Origin of the sequence: Gordonia rubripertincta (assembly GCF_038024875.1) — a bacterium.
Taxonomy (GTDB): domain Bacteria; phylum Actinomycetota; class Actinomycetes; order Mycobacteriales; family Mycobacteriaceae; genus Gordonia; species Gordonia rubripertincta.
In genome coordinates, this window is the sequence record NZ_CP136136.1 from 1713952 (window position 1) to 1734528 (window position 20577).

General features: G+C 68.7%; 18 protein-coding genes, 1 tRNA gene, 1 other RNA gene and 1 pseudogene. 15 read left to right on the forward strand and 6 right to left on the reverse strand.

What is annotated here, in order from left to right; translation table 11 throughout:
• A complete protein-coding gene (locus RVF83_RS07670) occupies positions 1-849 on the reverse strand; it encodes an NmrA family NAD(P)-binding protein (protein ID WP_005200495.1) in 849 nt (282 codons plus the stop codon).
• A gap of 79 nt (positions 850-928) precedes the next feature.
• Between RVF83_RS07670 and RVF83_RS07675 the strand changes: the two genes are divergently transcribed.
• The 6 genes and pseudogenes from RVF83_RS07675 (at position 929) to RVF83_RS07700 (ending at position 7572) form a co-directional block, all read left to right on the forward strand.
• Positions 929-1017, forward strand: a tRNA-Ser gene (locus tag RVF83_RS07675).
• Positions 1018-1173: 156 nt separating this feature from the next.
• Positions 1174-1268: signal recognition particle sRNA small type (gene ffs / locus RVF83_RS07680), an RNA gene on the forward strand.
• Between the two features lie 77 nt (positions 1269-1345).
• A pseudogene (locus tag RVF83_RS07685) lies at positions 1346-2621 on the forward strand (aminotransferase class I/II-fold pyridoxal phosphate-dependent enzyme).
• Between the two features lie 112 nt (positions 2622-2733).
• Positions 2734-4194: a glycosyltransferase 87 family protein gene (locus RVF83_RS07690; RefSeq protein ID WP_039880581.1), complete on the forward strand. Its 1461-nt coding sequence runs from the start codon at positions 2734-2736 to the stop codon at positions 4192-4194.
• A 43-nt stretch (positions 4195-4237) separates the two neighbouring features.
• On the forward strand, positions 4238-6844 hold the full coding sequence (locus tag RVF83_RS07695; RefSeq protein ID WP_005199066.1) for a DNA polymerase III subunit gamma and tau: 2607 nt from the start codon (positions 4238-4240) through the stop codon (positions 6842-6844).
• Positions 6845-6876: 32 nt separating this feature from the next.
• A complete protein-coding gene (locus tag RVF83_RS07700) occupies positions 6877-7572 on the forward strand; it encodes a M15 family metallopeptidase (protein WP_005199065.1) in 696 nt (231 codons plus the stop codon).
• An 82-nt stretch (positions 7573-7654) separates the two neighbouring features.
• On the opposite strand, the gene RVF83_RS07705 is transcribed toward RVF83_RS07700, so the two are convergent.
• Positions 7655-8974: a class I SAM-dependent methyltransferase gene (locus tag RVF83_RS07705; RefSeq protein ID WP_005199064.1), complete on the reverse strand. Its 1320-nt coding sequence runs from the start codon at positions 8972-8974 to the stop codon at positions 7655-7657.
• Positions 8971-10353, reverse strand: a complete 1383-nt coding sequence (locus RVF83_RS07710) for an FAD-binding oxidoreductase (protein ID WP_005199063.1) — start codon at positions 10351-10353, stop codon at positions 8971-8973. Before RVF83_RS07710 ends, RVF83_RS07705 begins: the two co-directional genes overlap by 4 nt.
• A gap of 81 nt (positions 10354-10434) precedes the next feature.
• Here RVF83_RS07710 and RVF83_RS07715 point away from each other — a divergent pair, with 81 nt between their 5' ends.
• The 8 genes from RVF83_RS07715 (at position 10435) to RVF83_RS07750 (ending at position 16341) form a co-directional block, all read left to right on the forward strand.
• Entirely contained in the window at positions 10435-10872 is a 438-nt protein-coding gene (locus RVF83_RS07715) for an SRPBCC family protein (protein WP_005199062.1), read from the forward strand.
• 68 nt (positions 10873-10940) lie between these two features.
• The gene (locus RVF83_RS07720) at positions 10941-11807 is read left to right on the forward strand and encodes a pseudouridine synthase (RefSeq protein ID WP_005199061.1); all 867 of its coding nucleotides are present in this window, start codon (positions 10941-10943) and stop codon (positions 11805-11807) included.
• A 160-nt stretch (positions 11808-11967) separates the two neighbouring features.
• Positions 11968-12297 (forward strand): hypothetical protein, encoded by a 330-nt coding sequence (locus RVF83_RS07725; protein ID WP_005199060.1) that lies wholly within the window; start codon positions 11968-11970, stop codon positions 12295-12297.
• Positions 12275-12691 carry a YbaB/EbfC family nucleoid-associated protein gene (locus RVF83_RS07730; protein ID WP_005199059.1) on the forward strand — a complete coding sequence of 139 codons (417 nt, stop codon included), beginning with the start codon at positions 12275-12277 and terminating at the stop codon, positions 12689-12691. Before RVF83_RS07725 ends, RVF83_RS07730 begins: the two co-directional genes overlap by 23 nt.
• Positions 12692-12742: 51 nt before the next feature.
• Positions 12743-13354: a recombination mediator RecR gene (gene recR / locus RVF83_RS07735; protein ID WP_005199058.1), complete on the forward strand. Its 612-nt coding sequence runs from the start codon at positions 12743-12745 to the stop codon at positions 13352-13354.
• Positions 13355-13435: 81 nt separating this feature from the next.
• Positions 13436-15025 (forward strand): alpha/beta fold hydrolase, encoded by a 1590-nt coding sequence (locus RVF83_RS07740; RefSeq protein ID WP_005199057.1) that lies wholly within the window; start codon positions 13436-13438, stop codon positions 15023-15025.
• On the forward strand, positions 15022-15582 hold the full coding sequence (locus RVF83_RS07745) for a uridine kinase family protein (protein WP_005199056.1): 561 nt from the start codon (positions 15022-15024) through the stop codon (positions 15580-15582). Before RVF83_RS07740 ends, RVF83_RS07745 begins: the two co-directional genes overlap by 4 nt.
• A 33-nt stretch (positions 15583-15615) precedes the next feature.
• Positions 15616-16341 (forward strand): uracil-DNA glycosylase, encoded by a 726-nt coding sequence (locus RVF83_RS07750; RefSeq protein ID WP_005199055.1) that lies wholly within the window; start codon positions 15616-15618, stop codon positions 16339-16341.
• 4 nt (positions 16342-16345) lie between these two features.
• On the opposite strand, the gene RVF83_RS07755 is transcribed toward RVF83_RS07750, so the two are convergent.
• Both RVF83_RS07755 and RVF83_RS07760 read right to left on the reverse strand, forming a co-directional pair.
• On the reverse strand, positions 16346-17068 hold the full coding sequence (locus RVF83_RS07755) for a type 1 glutamine amidotransferase (RefSeq protein WP_005199054.1): 723 nt from the start codon (positions 17066-17068) through the stop codon (positions 16346-16348).
• Positions 17065-18369: a MurT ligase domain-containing protein gene (locus tag RVF83_RS07760; protein ID WP_039880579.1), complete on the reverse strand. Its 1305-nt coding sequence runs from the start codon at positions 18367-18369 to the stop codon at positions 17065-17067. The genes RVF83_RS07755 and RVF83_RS07760 overlap by 4 nt, the downstream gene beginning before the upstream one ends.
• Before the next feature lie 75 nt (positions 18370-18444).
• On the opposite strand from RVF83_RS07760, the gene RVF83_RS07765 reads away from it, so the two are divergent.
• Positions 18445-19539, forward strand: coding sequence for an alpha/beta hydrolase (locus RVF83_RS07765; RefSeq protein WP_005199052.1), 1095 nt, complete (start codon positions 18445-18447; stop codon positions 19537-19539).
• On the opposite strand, the gene RVF83_RS07770 is transcribed toward RVF83_RS07765, so the two are convergent.
• Complete coding sequence (locus RVF83_RS07770) at positions 19536-20522, reverse strand: EamA family transporter (protein ID WP_005199051.1); 987 nt, start codon at positions 20520-20522, stop codon at positions 19536-19538. The two genes, RVF83_RS07765 and RVF83_RS07770, sit on opposite strands and share 4 nt — an antisense overlap.
• Positions 20523-20577: the final 55 nt, after the last annotated feature.

Here is a 20577-nt window from a genome sequence, read left to right on the forward strand (position 1 = left end):
TCAGCGGCACAAGGCCTCGGCCGCCCATTCCGCGAAGCTCTGCCACCCGACATCGGGGAACCGGCGGTGCAGTGCGGGAATGTCGACCTCGTATCCGCGGTCGCCGAGGAAGCGGAACATGGCACTCATGTCGGGCGACGGGATGCGTTCGGGATTATAGGATTCCGCGCTCACCCTGATCCCGAGGACGTCGCCGGCGATCTGCGCCATCTCCACCGGCGTCGGCTGGTCGGAGGCGATGTCGATGCGTTCGCCGGTGTACGCACCCGGGTCCCGGAACAGCGTCGCGACGAACCGGCCGAGATCGCGGCGCGAGAGTTGTTGCAGCGGTTGATCCGCGGGCATCGCGATCGGCATGACGCCGGCGGCGAGCGCGTCGGACCCGGCGAGCAGGTTGTCGTAGAAGTAGGCCGGCCCGACGATGGTGTGCGGGATGTCGGTGGCGGCGAGCATCCGCTCGACCTCGAACTTGGAGTCGAAGTGGTGGACGCCGGTGTCGCGGTCGGCGGAGGCCACCGACGAGAAGACGAGGTAGGGGAGTGCGGCTGCGGTGGCCGCCTCGATCAGCGCGGTGCCCTGGGCGACCTCGGCGTCGACGCCGGACTCGAAGGGCGTCGTCAGCGCGAAGGCGCCCGCCGCCCCGGTGAACGCATCGGTGAGTCCTACGCCACTCACGATGTCGCCGACGGCGAGTTCGACACCGCGGTCGGCGAGCGCCGCGGCCTTCGACGACACGGCGTCGCGGACGAGGGCACGCACCGCGAAACCGGCGTCGAGCAGCGCGTCGAGGACGGTACCGCCCTGTCCGCCGGTTGCTCCGATCACGACCACGGGAGAGGAATCGGACATGCCCCGACCCTAGTGCCGACCGGGCGGCCGGCAGGCGGGTTTGGGTGTGGGAGTCCCCGGCGGCTATCATCTCGACGTTGGAGGATTCGCCTAGTGGCCTATGGCGCTCGCCTGGAACGCGGGTTGGGTTAACAGCCCTCAGGGGTTCGAATCCCCTATCCTCCGCCACCGAAGGTCCGTGGTGCGCAACCCCGCACGGGAGTCGCGCCACGGACCTTCGTCGTATTCAGGGGACGGACACCCGCGTCGCCTGCGCCGACCTCGGCCACCGCGGCCGTGTGACCACCCGGTGTCACCCGTCTGTGAACCATCGCTACACTGGACGACGGATCCCGCGCGGCGTGCATCCTGTGAACTCCCCCAGGGCCGGAAGGCAGCAAGGGTCAACGGGCTCTCTCGGGTGCGCGGGGTCCCCTATATCCCAGATTCAGATTCGAATTTCAGGTCTGCGGCGTCGGACACCCGCACCGGCGTCGTGCCGCGGAAGGTCCAGACGTTGAATTTCCACTCGATGAGTGCCGACCAACTACGTGACACCCCAGGCGGATCTGAAGAAGCGTTACGACGAGCTGGCCGCTCTGGGTCTGAAGCTCGACCTCACCCGCGGCAAGCCCGCTCCCGAACAGCTCGATCTCTCCAACGCCCTGCTGTCGCTGCCCGGCGACGAGTACCGCGACGGCAAGGGCACCGACACCCGCAACTACGGCGGCCTCAACGGCCTGCCCGAACTGCGTGAGATCTTCGGCGAACTGCTCGCCGTCGCTCCGGAGAACCTGATCGCGTTCGGCAACTCGAGCCTCGAGCTCATGCACGATCTCACCGTCTTCGGCCTGCTGCACGGCACCGCCGACTCAGACGAGCCGTGGGGCCGCCAGAAGATCAAGTTCCTGTGCCCGTCGCCCGGATACGACCGGCACTTCGCGATCACCGAGAGCTTCGGCATCGAGATGATCCCGGTGCCGATGCTCCCCGACGGTCCGGACGTGCGCCTCTGCGCCGAACTCGTCGCCAACGACCCGAGCATCAAGGGCCTGTGGGCGGTACCCACCTACTCCAACCCGACCGGCGTCACCTTCTCCGAGGCGGTGACCCGCGGACTGCTCGAGATGCCCGCGGCACCCGACTTCCGCATCTACTGGGACAACGCCTATGCGGTGCACACCCTCGTGGAGGCCCCACCTACGCCGCTGCGCGTCCTCGAGATGGCCGCCGAGGCCGGTCATCCCAACCGTGTGTACGTCCTGGGCTCGACGTCGAAGATCACCTTCGCCGGAGGCGGGGTGTCCTTCTTCGGGTCGTCGGACGAGAACCTCGCGTGGTTCAGCAAGTACCTCGGTTTCAAGACCATCGGCCCGGACAAGGTCAACCAGCTGCGTCACCTCAAGTTCTTCGGCGACGCCGACGGCGTGCGCGCGCACATGGCGCGCCACCGCGAGATCCTGGCGCCGAAGTTCAAGCTGGTGCTCGAGATCCTCGAAGACCGGCTGTCCGAGGCCAAGGTCGCCTCGTGGTCGGAGCCCGAGGGGGGTTACTTCGTCAGCCTCGACGTCGTCGACGGCGCCGCCCGACGCACCATCGAGCTGGCCAAGGAGGCCGGAATCGCCCTGACCGGCGCTGGTTCGGCATTCCCGTACAAGACCGATCCGCACGACCGGAACATCCGCCTCGCGCCGACCTTCCCGAACACCGACGACCTGCGGGCCGCGATGGACGGGGTCGCGACGTGCGTGCTCCTCGCCTCGGCCGAGACCCTGCTGGCGGAGCGCAGCTGAGCCACTCGTCGCGCCGACGCGCCGCTGTCAAACGCCGAATCGACGTTAGATAGCTCTCATTCGGCGGCGAGTGAGCCGGTATGCACCGACTCTTATGCCACTCTTGTAAATCGTGAATCTGCCCAGGCCGGTTCTTCTCGCATCCGGTTTCGCCATCGTGGGGGTCATCGCTCTTGTCCTCCAGGATGTTGTCGTGCCCTGGGGAGCCCAGTTCTGGGGTCTGCTGAACAACCAGATCGATCTGGCCGTCTATCGGCAGGGTGCTCAGGCGGTCACCGAGGGCGCCAGCCTCTACGACGTCAAGATGATCGGCGACCTCGACTACACCTATTCGCCGTTCTCGGCGTTGCTCTTCACCCCGCTCGCATGGATCTCGTTCGACGTGGCGCGATGGTTGTGGACCGCGGGCATCGTGGTCGCCCTCTATCTCGTCGTTCTGCTGAGCTTCCGCAGCCTGGGCCGGCCGGTGACCTGGCCACTGCGGGTGATCGCAATGTCGCTCGTCGCGGTGGCGATGTTGCTCGAGCCCGTCCGCACCACCATCTGGTACGGCCAGATCAACGTCTTCCTGATGTTGCTCATCCTGGCCGACCTCACCCGTTCCGACACCAGTAGGACCAAGGGTGTCGGTGCCGGCATCGCCGCCGGGATCAAGCTGACTCCGCTGATCTTCGCCGGTTACTACGCGGTGCAACGCAACTGGCGTGCGTTCTTCGGGGTCATCGGCGGATTCGTCATGACGGTGGCGATCGGGTTCCTCGTCCTGCCCCGTGACTCGTGGGCCTACTGGACCGGCAAGCTGTTCCAGTCCGAACGCGTCGGCTCGGCGCAGCTGCGCGGCAATCAGTCGATCCGCGGGATGCTCGCCAACCACCTCGACACCGACCACCCGTCGACCCTCCTGTGGGGAGCCCTGGCGCTCACCGCGCTCGTCGCCGGGTTCGCGGTCGCGACCTACGCCCACCGCAGGGGTCAAGAGCTGCTGGCGGTCAGCATCGTCGGCATGACCGCTTGCGAGGTGTCGCCGATGTCGTGGGGGCATCACTGGGTCTGGTTCGTGCCGATCGTGGTGATCGGGGTGCACCTGGCCCTCGACCTGAGGCGAACCCAGCTCGAACGCGGCCTGGCGGCGGTGGGTGCCGCGGCGCTCGTGCTGCTCGCGTTCGCCTGGCCGACGCACGTCCCGGCGCTCGTGCCCGACGGCTACTACACCGGGCTCTACGTGAAGACGCGGGTCACCTGGCTCAACTGGTTCACCGTCAGTCCCTATCTGTTCGCGTATGTCGGAATCCTGATCGCGACGGTCGTCGCCCTGCGGGTCTTCGGTTCCCGTCCGACCACCGCGGCCGATCCGGCCGCGGTCATCGCCCCGGGGGTGGCGGCCGCGGTCATCGCCGACGGCGGACTGTCCACCGAGCAGGCCGAGGGTGGGAGTCCGCGGGGCGTCGAACCGGTGGTACGGGCCGACGCCGAGCGGGTGAACCTGTCGGCCGGCATGGCCGATGACCTGGTCGGAACCGCCGGTGAGTCGATGGGTGAAGCGCCCGAGACCGGGGCGTCGCCCGCAGTGTGAGGCAGGCGCATCCGATGTCACGGGTCGCCGGTACTCTCGACGCGTGGCTCTGTATCGCACCTATCGCCCGGCTACCTTCGCCGACGTCGTGGGGCAGGAGCACGTCACCGATCCGTTGAGCCGTGCCCTCGACTCGGGGCGCATCAATCACGCGTACCTCTTCTCCGGTCCGCGCGGTTGTGGCAAGACGTCGTCGGCGCGAATCCTGGCGCGGTCGTTGAACTGTGTCGAGGGCCCCACCTCGCGTCCCTGTGGCACCTGCACGTCGTGCGTGGCTCTCGCCCCCGGCGGTCCCGGCAACCTCGACGTCATCGAACTCGACGCGGCCAGCCACGGCGGCGTCGACGACACCCGCGAGCTACGTGACCGCGCGTTCTATGCGCCGGCCGAGTCGCGCTATCGCGTGTTCATCGTCGACGAGGCGCACATGGTGACCAACGCCGGCTTCAACGCGTTGCTCAAGATCGTCGAGGAGCCGCCGGAGCACCTCATCTTCGTGTTCGCGACGACCGAACCCGAGAAGGTGCTGCCGACGATCCGCTCGCGTACCCACCACTACCCGTTCCGTCTGCTCGCCCCGCCGGTCATGCGCGGGCTGCTGGAGAAGATCTGTGAACGGGAGGGCGTCACCGTCGCGCCCGAGGTCTACCCGCTGGTCATCCGTGCCGGCGGCGGTTCGCCGCGTGACTCGTTGTCGATCCTCGATCAGCTCCTCGCCGGCGCCGACGACCAGGGCGTCGCGTACGAGCGGGCGCTCGCATTGCTCGGCGTCACCGATGTCGCGCTCATCGACACCGCCGTCGAGGCACTGGCGTCGGCCGATGGCGCGGCGCTGTTCGGCGCCGTGGAGAAGGTCGTCGACGCGGGTCACGACCCACGACGCTTCGCGGTCGATCTCCTCGAACGGCTCCGTGACCTGATCCTGCTGCAGGCCGTCCCCGATGCCGCCGACCGTGGCCTGGTCGAGGCGCCGGGTGATCAGCTCGCACGGATGCGGGGCCAGATCGAGACGCTCGGCCCCGCTTCGTTGACGCGCTTCGCCGAGATCGTGCACGACGCCCTCGGCGAGATGCGCGGAACCACGTCGCCGCGACTCCTCCTCGAGGTGATGTGCGCGCGCATGCTGCTGCCCGGGGTGTCGAACGACGACGCGGCCCTGCTGCAGCGACTCGAGCGTCTGGAGTCGGGGATCGGCACCACGTCGATTCCGGTGCCCGCGAAACCTGCTGAGCCCGAACCGGAACCGAAGTTCGTGCGTCCGTCGCAGCGCAAGGCCATGGAAGAGGCGAAGGCCGCCGAGGAGGCACGTCGCGCTGCGGCCGAGGCCGCCGAGGCCGACACCCCCGTTGCTTCGCCGGCATCCGTACCGGCTGCCCCGGCTGCTGCGGTGCCCCCGATGCCGACCGCACCGGAACCCACCGCACCCGAACCGCCTGCGCCGGTCGCGAAGGTTGAACCGGCGCCGGCCGAACCCGCCGCTGCGGCTGCAGAGCCCGAGCCGGCCGCGCCCGCCGCGGAACCGGTTGCTGTCGCACCGCAGGCCGCCGCGGCCGCCGCCGTCGAGACCGACGACGCGGACATGCTCGAGGAACTGATCGTCGAGCAGCCCGCGCCCGACGCCATCGCCGATCTGGACGCCCTTCCCGACCCCGATGCCCTGGCCGATGCCGACGCGCTTCCGGAACCCGAGGGGCTCGATCTCGGGGATCTCGACACCGGGACCACCGACACCGAGACTCCCGAAGTCGACGCTGCTGCACCGACACTCGACGTCCCCTGGGACGAACCCGAAGCGGAGGCCGCCGCGCCGGCGCAGCCGGTTGCCGAACCCGTGCGCCCGGCGGTCCGGAACGGCGGAACCCCCACGGCGCCGGAGCCGCCCTCGCGTGCACCCGTGGCCGAACCGGCTCCGGAGCGGACCCGGCAACCTGTGGCCGAGCCGGCCCCGTCGGCCTACTCCGACGACATCCCGTTGCCGGATGAGCCGGTCGACGAGTACTCGGTCCCGCCGCCCGATGCGATGCCGGCCCGGGCGAAGCGCCCCGCACCGGAGCCCGAGCCGGAACCGGAACCAGAGCCGGCTGCCCCGGGCGGGCTCGACGCCGACGCGATCCGCAAGCGCTACCCGGAGATCCGGGCCGCGGTGCGGGAGCGTTCCAAGAGTCTCGAGCCGATGCTGTCGGCGGCGGTCATCGCCGACCTCGAGGGCACCACGGTGGTGCTCGGACATCCGGTCGAGGTGCTCGTCGGACGACTCTCGGCGCCGCACGCGGTCACGATCATCCGGGAGGCGCTCGCCGAGGTCTTCGGCACACCGCTGGACGTGCGGACGGTGCACCAGGCCCCGGGCACGGCGGTCGCGCCGTCGGCGGCCGGTGGCGCACAGGCAGCGAAACAGCAGGCCAAGCCCCGGCAGTCGTACTCACGCCCCAGTCGGTCCCGTGACCAGTCCGCCGCCGCGCCGCCGCCCGAGCCGGTGGCCGAGCCGGAGGAGCCCGAACCGCCACGCGCGGACGAGGACATCCCCGACGAGGAGCGAGCCGAGATGGTTGCCGACGCCCGGACCGGAGGTCCCGAGAAGCGCCTCGACCCCGACCAGGTTGCTCTCGAACTCCTCAAGTCCGAGCTCGGGGCACGGCCGATCGAGTGACCGGCAAGACGAAGGGCTGGTAGAACGCAGACATGCAGATCCGATCGGTCCTACGTCTGGCCGCGGTGCCGGCAGCGGTGGTGGCGGTGCTGACGTTGTCGATGGCAGATGCCGAGGCGGCTCCCGTCGACCAGCAGGCACGCGCGGTCGGCCTCGTCGACGTCGAGACCGTCGTCGCCGACGCAGTGCTCGATCTGCGGTATGCGACGACCAACAACTTCGTGGGGGAGCGGCTGTATCCGCGAAACGCCCGCTGCCTGGTCCACGAGTCGATGGCTCCGGGACTGCGGACCGCGGCCCAGAGGCTCCGGGCCCGCGGCGAGACGCTGGTGTTCTGGGATTGCTATCGGCCGCATTCGGTGCAGCAGAAGATGTTCCAGAAGGTCCCCGATCCGGCGTGGGTCGCCGCCCCCGGCCCGTACTCGACCAGCCATGAGGCGGGACGCTCGGTCGACGTGACCCTGGCCGTCCGCACCCCGAACTGTCCGGTGCCGCGCAAGGTCGGCAATCTCTGTCGCGTTGACATGGGCACCGACTTCGACTCGTTCACCCCACGCGCGACCGCCTATGCGACGCAGGGGGTCTCGGCGTCGGCGCAAGCGGCTCGGGCGCGGTTGCGCCAGGCGATGGCGGCCGGCGGATTGACCGTCTACTCCGGTGAGTGGTGGCACTTCGACGGCCCCGGCGCGGACGAGCGCAGGCCGATCATCGACGTCCCCCTCGTCTGAGCCGCTCGGGGATGAACAATCCCGGGACCTGAACGACGAGACCCCGCCGGACATCCGACGGGGTCTCGTTGGTCGAGAAGGATCAGGCGTTCCACCAGGGCCGCAGCGGGACCTGATGGCCGCCGTGGCTGTCGAGCTTGGTCGCCAGCACGTGGTGGAGCTGGATGATGTTGCGGTCGAAGCCGATCCGGCAGCCCGCCATGTACAGGCCCCACAAGCGGGCGGTGCCCTCGCCGACCTCGGCCACGGCTTCGTCCCAGTGATCGACGAGGTTGATGTTCCAGTCGCGCAGGGTCATCGCGTAATGCTCGCGGAAGTTCTCCTCATGGATGACCTCCATGCCGCCGATGTCCTGGAGCTTGGAGATGATCTTGCCCGAACCGGTGAGCTCGCCGTCGGGGAACACATAACGGTCGATGAACGTGCCGGCCTTGCTGCGGCTCGCATTGTCGGGCCGGGTGATGCAGTGGTTCAGCAGCATTCCACCCGGGCGCAGCTTGTCGCGCATGAAGCCGAAGTAGGCCGGGTAGTTGCCGACACCGATGTGCTCGGTCAGACCGATCGACGACACCGCGTCGAAACCGGATTCGGTGACGTCGCGGTAATCGCTGTGGCGCACCTCGGCGAAGTCGGAGAGTCCTTCGTCGACGATGGCCTTCTGCGCCCACTCGGCCTGCTCGGCCGACAGCGTCGCGCCGATGGCGTGTACGCCGCGCTTGGCGGCGTAGCGGACCATTCCGCCCCAGCCGCAACCGATGTCGAGGAGCCGGTCGCCGGGCTTGAGGCGCAGCTTCTCGAAGATGAGGCGGTACTTGTTGTCCTGGGCGGTTTCGAGCGACGCGTCGCGGTCGGGGTAGACCGCACACGTGTAGGTCATCGACGGGCCGAGGACCCACTCGTAGAAGGTGTTCGAGACGTCGTAGTGGTAGTGGATGACTTCGGCGTCACGAGATTTGCTGTGACGCAGGCCTTCCGCGAAACGACGCCAGCGCGGCACAGCCTCCTGCGGCGGCGGGGCAATCGGCTTGAAGTGTTCGATGCCGAGTGAGCGGGCGATCTGTGCCAGGGCCAGCGGCGACGGGCGGTGGAAGTCCAGATCGCTTGCAAGCGCCTTCAGGGCGGGGTAGGGGTCGCCGGGATGTGCGCCGACGAGCTCGAGGTCACCGGCGATGTAGGCGCGGGCCAGGCCGAGATCGCCGGGCGCCGTGACGAGGTAGGTGGTGCCGCGCGGGGTCTTCAGGTTGAGGCCGTACTGGGCGTCGGCCGGGCCTGCGCTGCTGCCGTCGTACGCCGAGATCCGGATGGACAGGTTGCCGCCCAAGAGGGTCTCGAAGATCTCCGACAGGGACATCTTCCCGGTCTGGGATTCCGCACCGGTCGCTGCGTCCTTGAATGTCGTCATTGGCGTTTCACCGCTTTCGCATAGAGGTCCAGAAGGCGGCCTCGGGGGTCGTACCGCTTCTTCAGGAGCCGGTAACTCTCTCCGCCGTAGAGTTCGTCGAACTCCTCCGGCTCGTAGAAACTTTCCGAGTACAGCGACTTGTGGCCGTCGAGTTCGGCGACCTTGCGTTCGATGATCTTGTTGGTGTGTCCGGGATCGCCCGGGGTGACCGGCACGGCCGACCAGAAGCCGATGTTGACGTAGGTGCGTCGCGGTTCGAGCGGGTAGAGCGGCCACGGGCGCGCCGAGTCCGAACCGGGCAGGGCTGGTTCGCGAAGGCGTAGTGGGCACAACCAGATCGGTTCGATCGGGATGTTGTCCAGGAACCATTCGACGTAGTCGGCGGTCCGCTCGATCGGCACCTCGATGTCCTGGACGACCCGTTCACCCGGTGGGAGGCCCTTGCGGGCATTGAGGCGGTCGCCGATGTCCCAACGCTGGTCGAGTCCGATGAGCTTCCAGTAGAAGCTGCTGCGCAGGTAGCGCTTCGGCCACCAGCGGCGGATCTTCGGGTTCTGCGCCCCGAAAGCTCGTGAGCACCAGAACCAGTCGGTGTCCCAGCGCCAGAGGTAGTCGTGGATCGTGAGTCGGTCGGTGGTCTTGTTCTGGATCGACCGGTAGAAGATGTCCATGCCGGTGTAGTCACTGACCGGGCCCTCCTCGTCGGTCTGGCGCCCGAGCGTGAGGTAGGACTCGTTGGCGGAGAACACGACTCCGTCGAGGTAGTCGACCTGTTCACCGTCGTAGGTCTTCTCGGTGACGATGGTCGCCATCGTCGCCTGCAGTTCGGCGATCGAGGTGAAACGCACGTGGCGCAACGCGACGTAGGGCTTCACCGGTTCGAGTTCGATGCGCAGGCGGACCGAATAGCCCAGCGTTCCATAAGAGTTGGGGAAACCGAAGAACAGGTCGGCGTGTTCGTTGGTGGGCGTCGCGGTGATGATCTCCCCGTCGCCGGTCAGGATGTCGATCTCCGACACCGACTCGTGCGGCAGTCCGGAACGGAACGACGTGCTCTCGATGCCGAGGCCGGTCACCGCCCCGCCGAGGGTGATCGTCTTGAGTTGCGGGACCACCAGGGGTGCCAGACCATAGGGCAGTGTCGCCGCGACCAGGTTCTCGTAGGTGCACATCCCGGCGACGTCGGCGGTGCGGGCGTCGGGGTCGACCGAGATCACCCGGTCGAGTCCGGAGACGTCCAGTCCGGGATGTGGATTGGCTGCGCGCTTGCGGAAGAGGTTCGAAGTCTTCTTCGCAAGGCGCACGGTCGCGTTCGGAGGGATGGCACGATAGCTGGCCAGTAGGGTGGACACCCCCTGGTCAAATGCCTGTCCCCCCATCTCCAAGCCAGAGCTCACCCGGTTAGCCTAGGACTTGATCAGTTCGCCCGCCAATCGTTTCGTCCCGAGGAGTGTTCCATCGTGGGTCAGGTTTCCGCATCGCAGTCGATCGACATCACCGCCGCCCCGGACGCCGTCATCGGAGCCCTCGCGGACTACAACGACGTGCGCCCGGCGATCCTCCCGGCCCACTACCGCGACTACAAGGTCATCAGCGGCGGTAACGGCGACGGCACCGTCGTGCACTGGATTCTGCAGGCCTCCGAGAAGCGGCAGCGCGACGTCCAGGCGACCGTCAGCGTGACCCCGGACACCGTGACCGAGCGCGACGCCAACTCCACCATGGTGACGACCTACACCGTCGCCCCGTCGGCCGGCGGCTCGCGCGTCACGACCACCACCAGCTGGAAGGGCGCCGGCGGCATCGGCGGCTTCTTCGAGAAGACCTTCGCGCCCAAGGCGATCAACCGCATCCAGGCCGAGGTACTCGGCAATCTCAAGAAGCGCCTCGAGAACTGACGTCACGGAGGAGGGGTCGGGCCCGGCCCTCGCCGCTCCCGATCCGGGACGGCGTCGACTCGACGCGGGTGGTGCTGCGGGCGGGGCCGGAATCCACCGTCGCCGAGGCACTACTGGCGTCGCCGAGCCTCGTGGGTCTCGGGATCGAGAATTTGCACGCGCGTGCAGCGGCCGGTGAGATCGTCGACGCCGACGGCCGGCCCGTCGATCTCGACGCCCCGTCGCGGGTGAACGTCTCGCTCTACCTGTACCGCGACCTGCCCGACGAGGTCCCGATCCCGTTCGACGTCCCGGTGCTCTACCGCGACGAGAACATCGTCGTCGTGGACAAACCGCACTTCCTGTCCACCATGCCGCGGGGTCGTCACGTGACGCAGACCGCGCTGGTCCGACTCCGCCGCGAACTGGGCAGCGAGACGATCTCGCCGGCCCACCGCCTCGACCGGCTCACCGCCGGTGTGCTGCTCTTCACGCTGCGCCCCGAGGTCCGGGCGGCGTACCAGGACCTCTTCGCCTCCCGGCTGGCACGTAAGGAGTACCGCGCGCTGGCGCCGGTCGACGAGCGACTCACCGAGACCGTGACCGTGCGCGACCGGATCGAGAAGACCGCCGGTGACCTGAGGGCCCGCGTCGTCGACGGGCCGGTGAACGCCATCAGCGACGTCACCCTCGTCGAACAGACCGAGCGTGGCGGCGTCTACCGGCTGGTGCCGCACACCGGACGCACGCATCAGCTGCGGTTGCACATGTCGTCGCTCGGTGTGCCGATCGTCGACGACCCGCTGTATCCCGAGGTCCGCCCCGAGCTCGCGGAACGGCCCGACCATGGAGACTTCTCGGCCCCGCTGAGGCTCGTCGCTCATGCCCTGGAGTTCACCGACCCGCTCGACGGGACGGAGCGTCGATTCGAGAGTCGGCGGTCGGTGCTGCGCTGAAAAGCGCCCCTCTAAACCTCGCCTGAAATCCGCCACCGGAATCCACCCCCCACAGCCGGACCGGCGACACAGTGTCGTCGGCCGGGTTCTGGAGGGCCCTTCGCAGGGGCGTTTTTCAGCGGCGGCCTCCAGACGGGTGGCGGAAAGTACCCTGGCGACCGTGACCATCCGCGCGTCGTACGAACGACACCCCGACCTGGGCTGCGAGGCCGTCGTGTTCATCGACGACGAGTCGCTGGCGTGTTTCCAGATCCAGCGGGACCTCACCGGCGGCCCGCGCGCCGACGAACACTGCGTCACCACCGGGGCGAGTGCGCCCGTCTACGGCGGGATCGTCGAGTGGCGGCGCGTCGACGACCGTTTCGAGTTCTCGCTCACGCGGCGGGCGAGTCATCTGTTCGGCGACGAGGTGCTGTCCTTCGAGATCAGCCCGGTCGACGAGACGACCGTCGACGACATCGCCGCGCATGTCGATCGATTGCTGCGCTGACCCGGGGGCTACCCTGGACGGCGTGACGCAACCATTCGATCCCAGCGCATTGTTCGGCGGCGGCCAGGGCGGCGAGAACCCGATGGCGGGTCTGCTGGCCCAGGCGCAGCAGATGCAGGAGAAGCTGCTCTCCGCACAGAACGAGATCGCCGCGGCGGAGATCGTCGGGAGCGCGGGCAACGGTCTGGTCACCGTGACCGGCAACGGCACCGGCGAGGTGACCGCGGTGTCCATCGATCCCAAGGTCGTCGACCCCGAGGATGTAGAGACCCTGCAGGACCTGCTGCTCGGCGCGCTCGCCGACCTGTCGCAGAAGCGTGAGCAGCTCACGAGCGAGAAGATGGGCCCGCTGGCCGGAGGCCTCGGCGGCGGCATCCCCGGGCTCGGCGGCTGATCGCGCCCGCCGCGCGATCCTTCCCACCACACCAGAGAACCCGGGCACGCGATGTATGAAGGACCGATCCAGGATCTGATCGATGAACTGGCCAAACAGCCGGGTCTCGGTCCGAAGGGTGCGCAGCGCATCGCCTTCCATCTGCTCGCGGGGGAGAAGTCCGACATCGACCGGTTGATCGCCGCACTCGGGTGTGTACGCGACGACGTCGTCTTCTGCGCCGAATGTGGCAATGTGTCGGCGAATCGCTTGTGCCGGATCTGCTCCGACTCGCGTCGGGACGCCACCAAGATCTGTGTCGTCGAAGAACCCAAGGACGTGCACGCGATCGAGCGGACCAAGGAGTTCACCGGTCGCTACCACGTGCTCGGCGGTGCACTGGACCCGTTGTCGGGGATCGGGCCCGACCAGCTCCGCATCCGAGAGCTGCTGCGTCGGCTCGCCAATCAGGAGGACGGCGTCGACGTCAGCGAGGTGATCGTCGCGACCGACCCCAACACGGAGGGCGAGGCCACCGCCACCTACCTGCAGCGCATGCTCAAGGACTTCCCCGGGCTGTCGGTGACGCGTCTGGCGTCGGGTCTGCCGATGGGCGGCGACCTCGAGTTCGCCGACGAACTCACCCTCGGCCGGGCGCTGTCCGGGCGCCGGATTCTGGCCTGAGGGCCAGACGCGCAAGCTTCTCGTGTGCCCGGCTAGGGTCGGGGAGTGATATCGCTGAAGCGGGGGCGTCGACGAGTCCGGGTGATCGCGCTGGTTGTGGCCGCGGTGGCCACGGTCGGTCTGCTGGACACGGTGCGCGCCGAGCCGCTCGCCGCGGCTGCGGAACCCGAGCTGGACTGGACGTCATGTCCCGCCGTCCACGGTGTCCCGGCGAGTGTCCGCTGCGCTGCGGTCGAGGTCCCGCTGGATCACACCAGGCCGAACGGACCCACGATCGAGCTCCTCGTGAGTCGCATTCCCGCGCGGCAACCGTCTCAGCGGCGCGGTGTCCTGATGGGTAATCCGGGAGGTCCCGGCGGCGACGCGATCGCGATGTTCAGTCAGCTGCGTGTGCCGGACGAGGTGCGCGACCAGTGGGATCTCGTCGCGGTGCAGCCGCGGGGTCTGGTGTCGGGTACGCCGCTGAAATGTGCACCGCTCACCGGAACGGAAGCCGAGATCTACACCGCTGCAGGCAAACTCAACCGTGATCGATGTGCACGGCGTACGCCCGGTCTGGGGTCGACACTGACCACGGAGAACACCGCGCGTGACATCGAGGTGGTTCGCCGAAAGCTTGGCGAGACCAAGATCAGTCTGTACGGGATCTCCTACGGGACGTTGCTCTTCGGGACCTACGCGACGCTGTTCCCCCAGCGTGTCGACCGATTGGTCCTCGATTCCGGCTTCGACCCCGGCCTCGTGTGGAACGCTCTCCTCGACGCGCAGACCCCTGGGTACAAGGCTCGCGTCCACGCCATGATGGCGTGGATCGCGCGCCACGACCACATCTACCGCCTGGGGACGACTCCGCTTGCGGTGTACCGGAAATGGAGTGACCGAGTCAGTGCCGAGGCGGGCGTCCCGCCGTCACTGGTCGCACCACCGGCACAGGTCGGGGACGTCCCGCCGGGCCTCCGCGCCGTCGCCGACCAGTACATCGCCGGCACCGACCTCACCGCAGATGCGCGAGCACGGTTCGAGAACTTCGCCGCGACACTGCTGACACCCGGTTCGGTGCAGGCGAATTCGGGGCTGCTGATCCTCACGCAGGCGTTCGCACCTGACCGGAACAGTTGGCCGATCATCGCGATGATGACGGCCGGTACAACCCGGAAGCTCGCCGAACCCTCACCCGCGGTGCTCGAGGCCGCGGCGATCTCACAGGACATGCAGGGTGCCGTCCTGTGCAACGAGAACCAAGTGCTGGCCGATCCGTCGGCGAATCTCGCCGCGTTCATCGCCGGCTACGTCACCGCCGATCCGTTCGAGGCACCCGGCTTGATCTACCGGTCGGGGATGGCCTGCGCGGGAGCCGCTCCGGTCACTCGTCCGATCCCGATCCGGAATCGTGGACTCGCCGTCCGCCCGCTGCAGATCCAGAGTGTCGGAGACCCCCAGACGCCGTATCGAGGCAGCCTCGTCATGCGCCGGCAGATGAACAGCCACCTGATCACCGTGGGTGGCGGCGACCATGGGCAGTTGGGCCGTGCGAACCGGCCGCTCGACGCCGCGATCGCCGAATACCTGCGGACCGGCCGGACAGGCGTGACCCGGGTCCCGGAGGCGCCGATCACCGCGCCGTTGACGAAGATCCCGCCGGGCCTGTTCACGGGCGTGGGGGTGCGGTGACGGCGTCCGACATCATCTCCCCAGAGGTCGGTGCGCGGGTCGCCGGACTCGCTGCCCAGCTCGACTCGGGGATCGTCGCGATCGACGGCCCGTCCGGGGCCGGGAAGTCGACGGTCGCCGACCTGCTGGTGAAGCAACTACGTGAACGGGGCGCCGGGGTGACGCTGGTGCGCACCGACGATTTCGCCTCCTGGGACGACCCGGTCGCCTGGTGGCCCGAGTTGGAAGCGGATGTGCTGCATTCCTTCGGCCGACGACGGGACTACCGCTACCGGCCTCGGGTGTGGCGGGACGGCGTGGCGACGCCCGGACCGCAGGTGTGGATCGAATGGCAGCCGTTGCTGATCATCGAAGGGGTGTCGTCGGCGCGGCGTCGGATCGCCGACCGGTTGGCCCACGCCCTGTGGCTCGACGGCGGCACCGAGGCGGAGCGTCTCGAGCGGGCCGTCGCGCGGGACGGCGAGGAGTCTCGGGTGCACCTGAAGCACTGGCAGGAGTTCGAGCGCGGCTGGTTCGCGGTGGACCGCACCCGTGAACGGTGCGTCGTGTTGGACTAGCGGCATGACCACCGCTCACGGTTACTGTCGGATATGGCTCCTCGACAGCGGTTCCGGAATCTCGCGGAGCTCGACGCGCAGCTGATCGACTGTCGCGCATGCCCGCGGCTCGTCGAGTGGCGTGAACAGGTGGCCCGCGAGAAGCGTCGGGCGTTCGCCGACCAGGAGTATTGGGGGCGCCCGGTCCCGGGCATCGGACCGGCGGACGCCCGATTGCTGATCGTGGGTCTCGCACCGGCCGCGCACGGTGGCAACCGCACCGGCCGCATGTTCACCGGCGACCAGTCGGGCGACTTCCTGTTCTCCGCCATGTATCTCGCCGGCCTGGTGAGTCAGCCCCATTCGGTGTCGATGGACGACGGGCTGGAACTGTTCGGCACCCGGATCACTGCGCCCGTGCACTGCGCTCCGCCACAGAACAAGCCGACTGTCGAGGAACGGGACCGATGCTCACGCTGGCTGCACGGTGAGCTCGAATTGCTCGCTCCGACGGCCCGTTCGGTGATCACGCTCGGCGCCTTCGGTTGGCAGTCGACGCTGCGAACGTTCGGCGCGCTCGGCTGGACGGTGCCGCGTCCGGCACCGAAGTTCGGACACGGTGCGTCGACGATACTGACCCGCGACGACGCGACCCTCGAGGTGTTCGGGTGCTATCACGTGAGTCAGCACAACACCTTCACCGGACGGCTGACCGTCGAGATGCTCGTGGACGTGCTGAAAGCCGCGGCGGAGTCCGCGGGGATCCTGCCGGGGGAGTGAGTGCCTACCGCCGCCGGCCGGCGGCGAGGCGCTCCTTGCGCAACCGGCTGACCTCCGGGAGGTCGAGCGGCGCAAGGGATTCGACGCCCAGCGCGGTGGCGAGAAGGTGGTCGGCGAGTTCCGGGTTCCGGGCCAGGGCCGGACCGTGCATGTAGGTGCCGATCACGCTGCCCTGCACGACGCCCTCGGTGCCGTCGCCGACGCCGTTGCCGACACCGTGCTTCACGCGACCCAGCGGCTTGGCGTCGGAGCCCAATGTGGTTCCGCCGCGGTGGTTCTCGAAACCGGTGAGCGGCTGGGTGAGCGCGGCGAGGGTCGGTTCGGTGACCAGTTCGCCGATGCTGCGCTTCTCCTGGGGTGCGGTGGTCAGGTCGAACAGCGAGATGCCGTCGACCCGTTCACCGGCCGAGGTCTCGTACCAGTGACCGAGCACCTGGATGGCGGCGCAGATCGCGAGGACCGGGCGTCCCGCCGCGGCGGCCTGCTGCAGGCCGGGGTAACGGGTCAGGTGGCGGGTGGCCAGACGCTGGGCGTAGTCCTCGGCGCCGCCGAGGGTGTAGACGTCGAGGGAGTCCGGCACCGCGTCGTCGAGCGTGATGTGCACGACCTCGGCGTCGATGCCGCGCATGAGAGCACGACGTTTGAGGACGAGGGCGTTGCCGCCGTCGCCGTAGGTGCCCATGACGTCGGGCAGGACCAGCCCGATCCGCAGCGTCGACTCGCTCACTGTTCGGCCTTTCGTGCACGTGCCGCACGTTCCATGGCGATCCCGAGATCGCGGAACGCGGTGTAGTTGGCGAGTACCTCGACGCGTCCGGGCGGGCACGAGGCGATCGCCGCCATCGGGTCGGGGATCGTGGTGTGCTCCGCGCCCGCGTAGAGCAGGCGCACCGACAGATCTGCGGCCCGCTCGCCGGCGGCGACCACCTGCATCGTCTCGAAGGCCTCGAACCGCACGTCCCACAGCCAGGAGAGGTCCTCGCCGTCGGGAACCTGACCGTTGACCGCGATGACCAAACCGTCGGCGTCCTGGTCGATCATCGACAGGGCCTCCTGCCATCCGGCCGGGTTCTTGGCGAGAAGGGTACGGACGGAGTGGTTCCCGACCTGGTGGACGCCGTAGCGGCCGGCGACCTCGCCGACCGTCCCGACCGCGGCAACGGCCTTGCCCGGGTCCGCGCCCATCGCGACGGCGGCAGCCACGGCCTGCGTCGCGTTCCCGCGGTTGGCCCGGCCGGGGACGGCCAGGCTCAGGGGAGCGGAGAAGCCGCCGGGGCCGTAGATGTTCTCGTCGTCGAACCACCAGTCGGGGGTGGGCCGACGGAAGTTCTCGTCGCCGGTCGACTGCCAGCCGTCGCCGGACCGCACGATCGGCTCGCCGGTGCGGGGACAGCTCACCGAGTCCCCGACCCAGCTCGCGCCCGCGGCCACCCACACCACGTCGGGAGCGTCGAAGGCGGCCGAGGTGACGAGTACGTCGTCGCAGTTCGCGATCACGGTGGTCGACGGGTGACGGGCGATGCCCTCGCGGAGCCTGCGCTCGATCATGTTGATCTCGCCGACCCGGTCGAGCTGATCGCGCGACAGGTTCAGCAGGACCAACACCTCGGGATCTACCGCATCGCTGACATGCGGCACGTGGAGTTCGTCGACCTCCAGCGCACACAGTGGCGCGGTGCGGCTGAGGGTGAGGGTCGCGATGATGCCGGCGTCCATGTTGGCGCCGTCGGCCTGCGTGGCGACCTCGCCGAGTTCGGCCATCGCCGCGGCGGTCATCCGGGTGGTCGTCGACTTGCCATTGGTGCCGGTGATGATCGCGGAGCGTTTGCCGGCGGCGAGACGACGCATGATGTCGGGATCGATCTTGGCGGCGACGAGGCCGCCGATCATCGAACCCTTGCCCCGTCCCGCGGTGCGCGAGGCCCAGCGAGCCGCTGCGGCCGCCGCCAGCGCGACCGAGGTGCGGGCGGGCACACGGGTGCGCGTGCGAGAGGCGGTTCCGGTGGTGGACGATGGGCGGTCGGGCATGGCCACGAGTGTTCCACAGCGTCGATCCCCGGGTTGCTCGTGCTGACCGCCGACCAGCAAGTAGGCTCGGCCACTGTGAGCCGTGACACCTATCTGCGTCTGTCCCTGCCCGCGCGAATCCAGCGTGGCGTGCTGATCGCCGCGGGGAAGATTCCCGACGCCGCGATGTCGGTCCTCGGCCGGCGGGCGCCGGTCAACTCCGACGGCGAACGCGTCGCGCCCGAACTCGCCGCGATCGGCTGGGCCAACCAGCACGTCCCGGGCCTCAACCCGTTCGCGGGCGAGGTCGCCCGGTCACGCTTCGCGACCGACGAGAGCGGCGCGTCGATGGCGGAGAACCTGCCGCCCATGGCGGTTGAGGAAGACCTGGTCATCGACGGTCCGGACGGTCCCATCCCGGCCACGCGGTATCGGTCGTCGACGCAGTCGGACGGGCTGATCGTCTACTACCACGGCGGTGGCTTCGTCACCGGCAGTCGCATCAGCCATGACACTTTCGTGCGCCGGCTCGCGCACGGCACCGGACTCGACGTCCTGTCGGTCGAGTACCGGCTCGCGCCCGAGCACCCGTTCCCCGCCGGAGTCGACGACGCCGTCGCAGCCTGGCACTTCGCCGTCGACATCGCACCGCGGTGGGGTCTCGACCCCGAGCGGATCGTGGTCGCCGGGGACAGCGCGGGCGGCAACCTGGCGACCGTGGTCGCACGACTCGTCCGCGACGAGCCGGTCACGCCGGTCTTCCAGCTGCTCATCTACCCGGTCACCGACGCCACCGCGGACACCCCGTCGCGTCGTGAATTCGCGACCGGCTTCTTCCTGACCGCGGACGGCATCGAGTGGTTCAACGACCGCTACGTGCCCGACGTCGCGCAGCGCAAGGACCCGCGGTGTTCGCCGCTTCTCGCCGACGACCTCAGCGGACTCCCGCCGGCGCACGTCATCGTCGCCGGCTTCGACCCGTTGCGCGACGAGGGCCTCGCCTACGCCAAGCGGCTCGAGGAGGCGGGGGTTCCGGTCACGCTGCGCCGGGAGGGGTCGATGATCCACGGGTTCATCAACATGACCCTGATCAGCTCCGGAGCCCGCGCGGCGGTCGACCGGATGTGTGCCGAGGTCCGGAGAGCCCTCGACGAGGCATCGTCGGCGGGCCGGGAGGAGATCGCCGGCTAGCGGTCGCGGGCAGCTGTCGCGGCGCACGTCAGTTCGTCGTCGGCTTCCGTCGTCGTGCTGGCTGCCGCAGCTTCGGTCGGCAGTCGCTGAGGTCTGGGCGATCGCGGCCGGGCCATCACGCCGACAGCGCAGCCGCTGACAACGATCACCGCACCGACGATCTCGCCGACCGTCGGAACCTCGCCGAGGAAGACGAACGACGCGCTGATGCCCACGACGGGCACCAGCAGCGACATCGGCGACACCCGGCTGGCGTCGTTGCGGCTCAGGAGCACGGTCCACAGGCCCGCGCCGACGAGGGTTCCCAGAGCGGCGAGGTAGATGAGTCCGCCGAGGGCGCGCAGCCCGGTGTCCGTGCCGATCGTCATGAGCGCGTCGAAGCCCGCGGAAGGTCCCTCGATGATCAGGCTCGCCAGATAGAGCGGAGGCGACGCGACGACGGCCATCCACATGGTCATCCGGAACGAGTCGTCGGGCTGTGCGAGCCGGCCGCCGATGTTTCCGATCGCCCAGCTGAGCCCACCGAGGATGGTCAGGCCGGTCGGGACAAGTGCGGCCACACCGATGTCGCTGCCGGCGGCGCGGTCGAAGGCGATCAGACCCATGCCGCCGACGGCGACGAGCAGGCCCACCACCTGGGCGACCGTCATCCGCTCACGCAGGAACAGCACGCCGAGGATCACCGTGAAGGGCGCCGACGTCTGCAGGACCAGCGAGGCCAGTCCGGCAGGCATTCCCAGGCTCATCGCCAGGAACAGGAACATGAACTGCACCGACCCGAACCCCGCCACGTAGACGAGGAACCATTTGAGCCGGACCTTCGGGAAGCGCACGAACAAGATGACCGGGATGGCCATGACGGCGAAGCGCAGCGCAGCCAGGAAGAACGGCGGGAAGTGTTCGAGACCGAAGTGGATGGCCACGAAGTTCAGTCCCCACAAGAACACGACACAGAGGGCGAGCAACCGGTCACGAGTGGACATGGTCACCATCGTCCGAGTCGCCGCGATGAAGGACAATCGAATTTAAACGGAAGGA

What these genes read in the sequence shown, in the direction of transcription:
- RVF83_RS07670 (WP_005200495.1), bottom strand. Translation starts at nt 849, where the DNA reads ATGTCCGATTCCTCTCCCGTGGTCGTGATCGGAGCAACCGGCGGACAG.
- RVF83_RS07700 (WP_005199065.1), top strand. Translation starts at nt 6,877, where the DNA reads ATGCAGATCCGATCGGTCCTACGTCTGGCCGCGGTGCCGGCAGCGGTG.
- RVF83_RS07705 (WP_005199064.1), bottom strand. Translation starts at nt 8,974, where the DNA reads ATGACGACATTCAAGGACGCAGCGACCGGTGCGGAATCCCAGACCGGG.
- RVF83_RS07710 (WP_005199063.1), bottom strand. Translation starts at nt 10,353, where the DNA reads ATGGGGGGACAGGCATTTGACCAGGGGGTGTCCACCCTACTGGCCAGC.
- RVF83_RS07730 (WP_005199059.1), top strand. Translation starts at nt 12,275, where the DNA reads ATGTCGATCGATTGCTGCGCTGACCCGGGGGCTACCCTGGACGGCGTG.
- recR (WP_005199058.1), top strand. Translation starts at nt 12,743, where the DNA reads ATGTATGAAGGACCGATCCAGGATCTGATCGATGAACTGGCCAAACAG.
- RVF83_RS07750 (WP_005199055.1), top strand. Translation starts at nt 15,616, where the DNA reads ATGGCTCCTCGACAGCGGTTCCGGAATCTCGCGGAGCTCGACGCGCAG.
- RVF83_RS07760 (WP_039880579.1), bottom strand. Translation starts at nt 18,369, where the DNA reads ATGCCCGACCGCCCATCGTCCACCACCGGAACCGCCTCTCGCACGCGC.
- RVF83_RS07770 (WP_005199051.1), bottom strand. Translation starts at nt 20,522, where the DNA reads ATGTCCACTCGTGACCGGTTGCTCGCCCTCTGTGTCGTGTTCTTGTGG.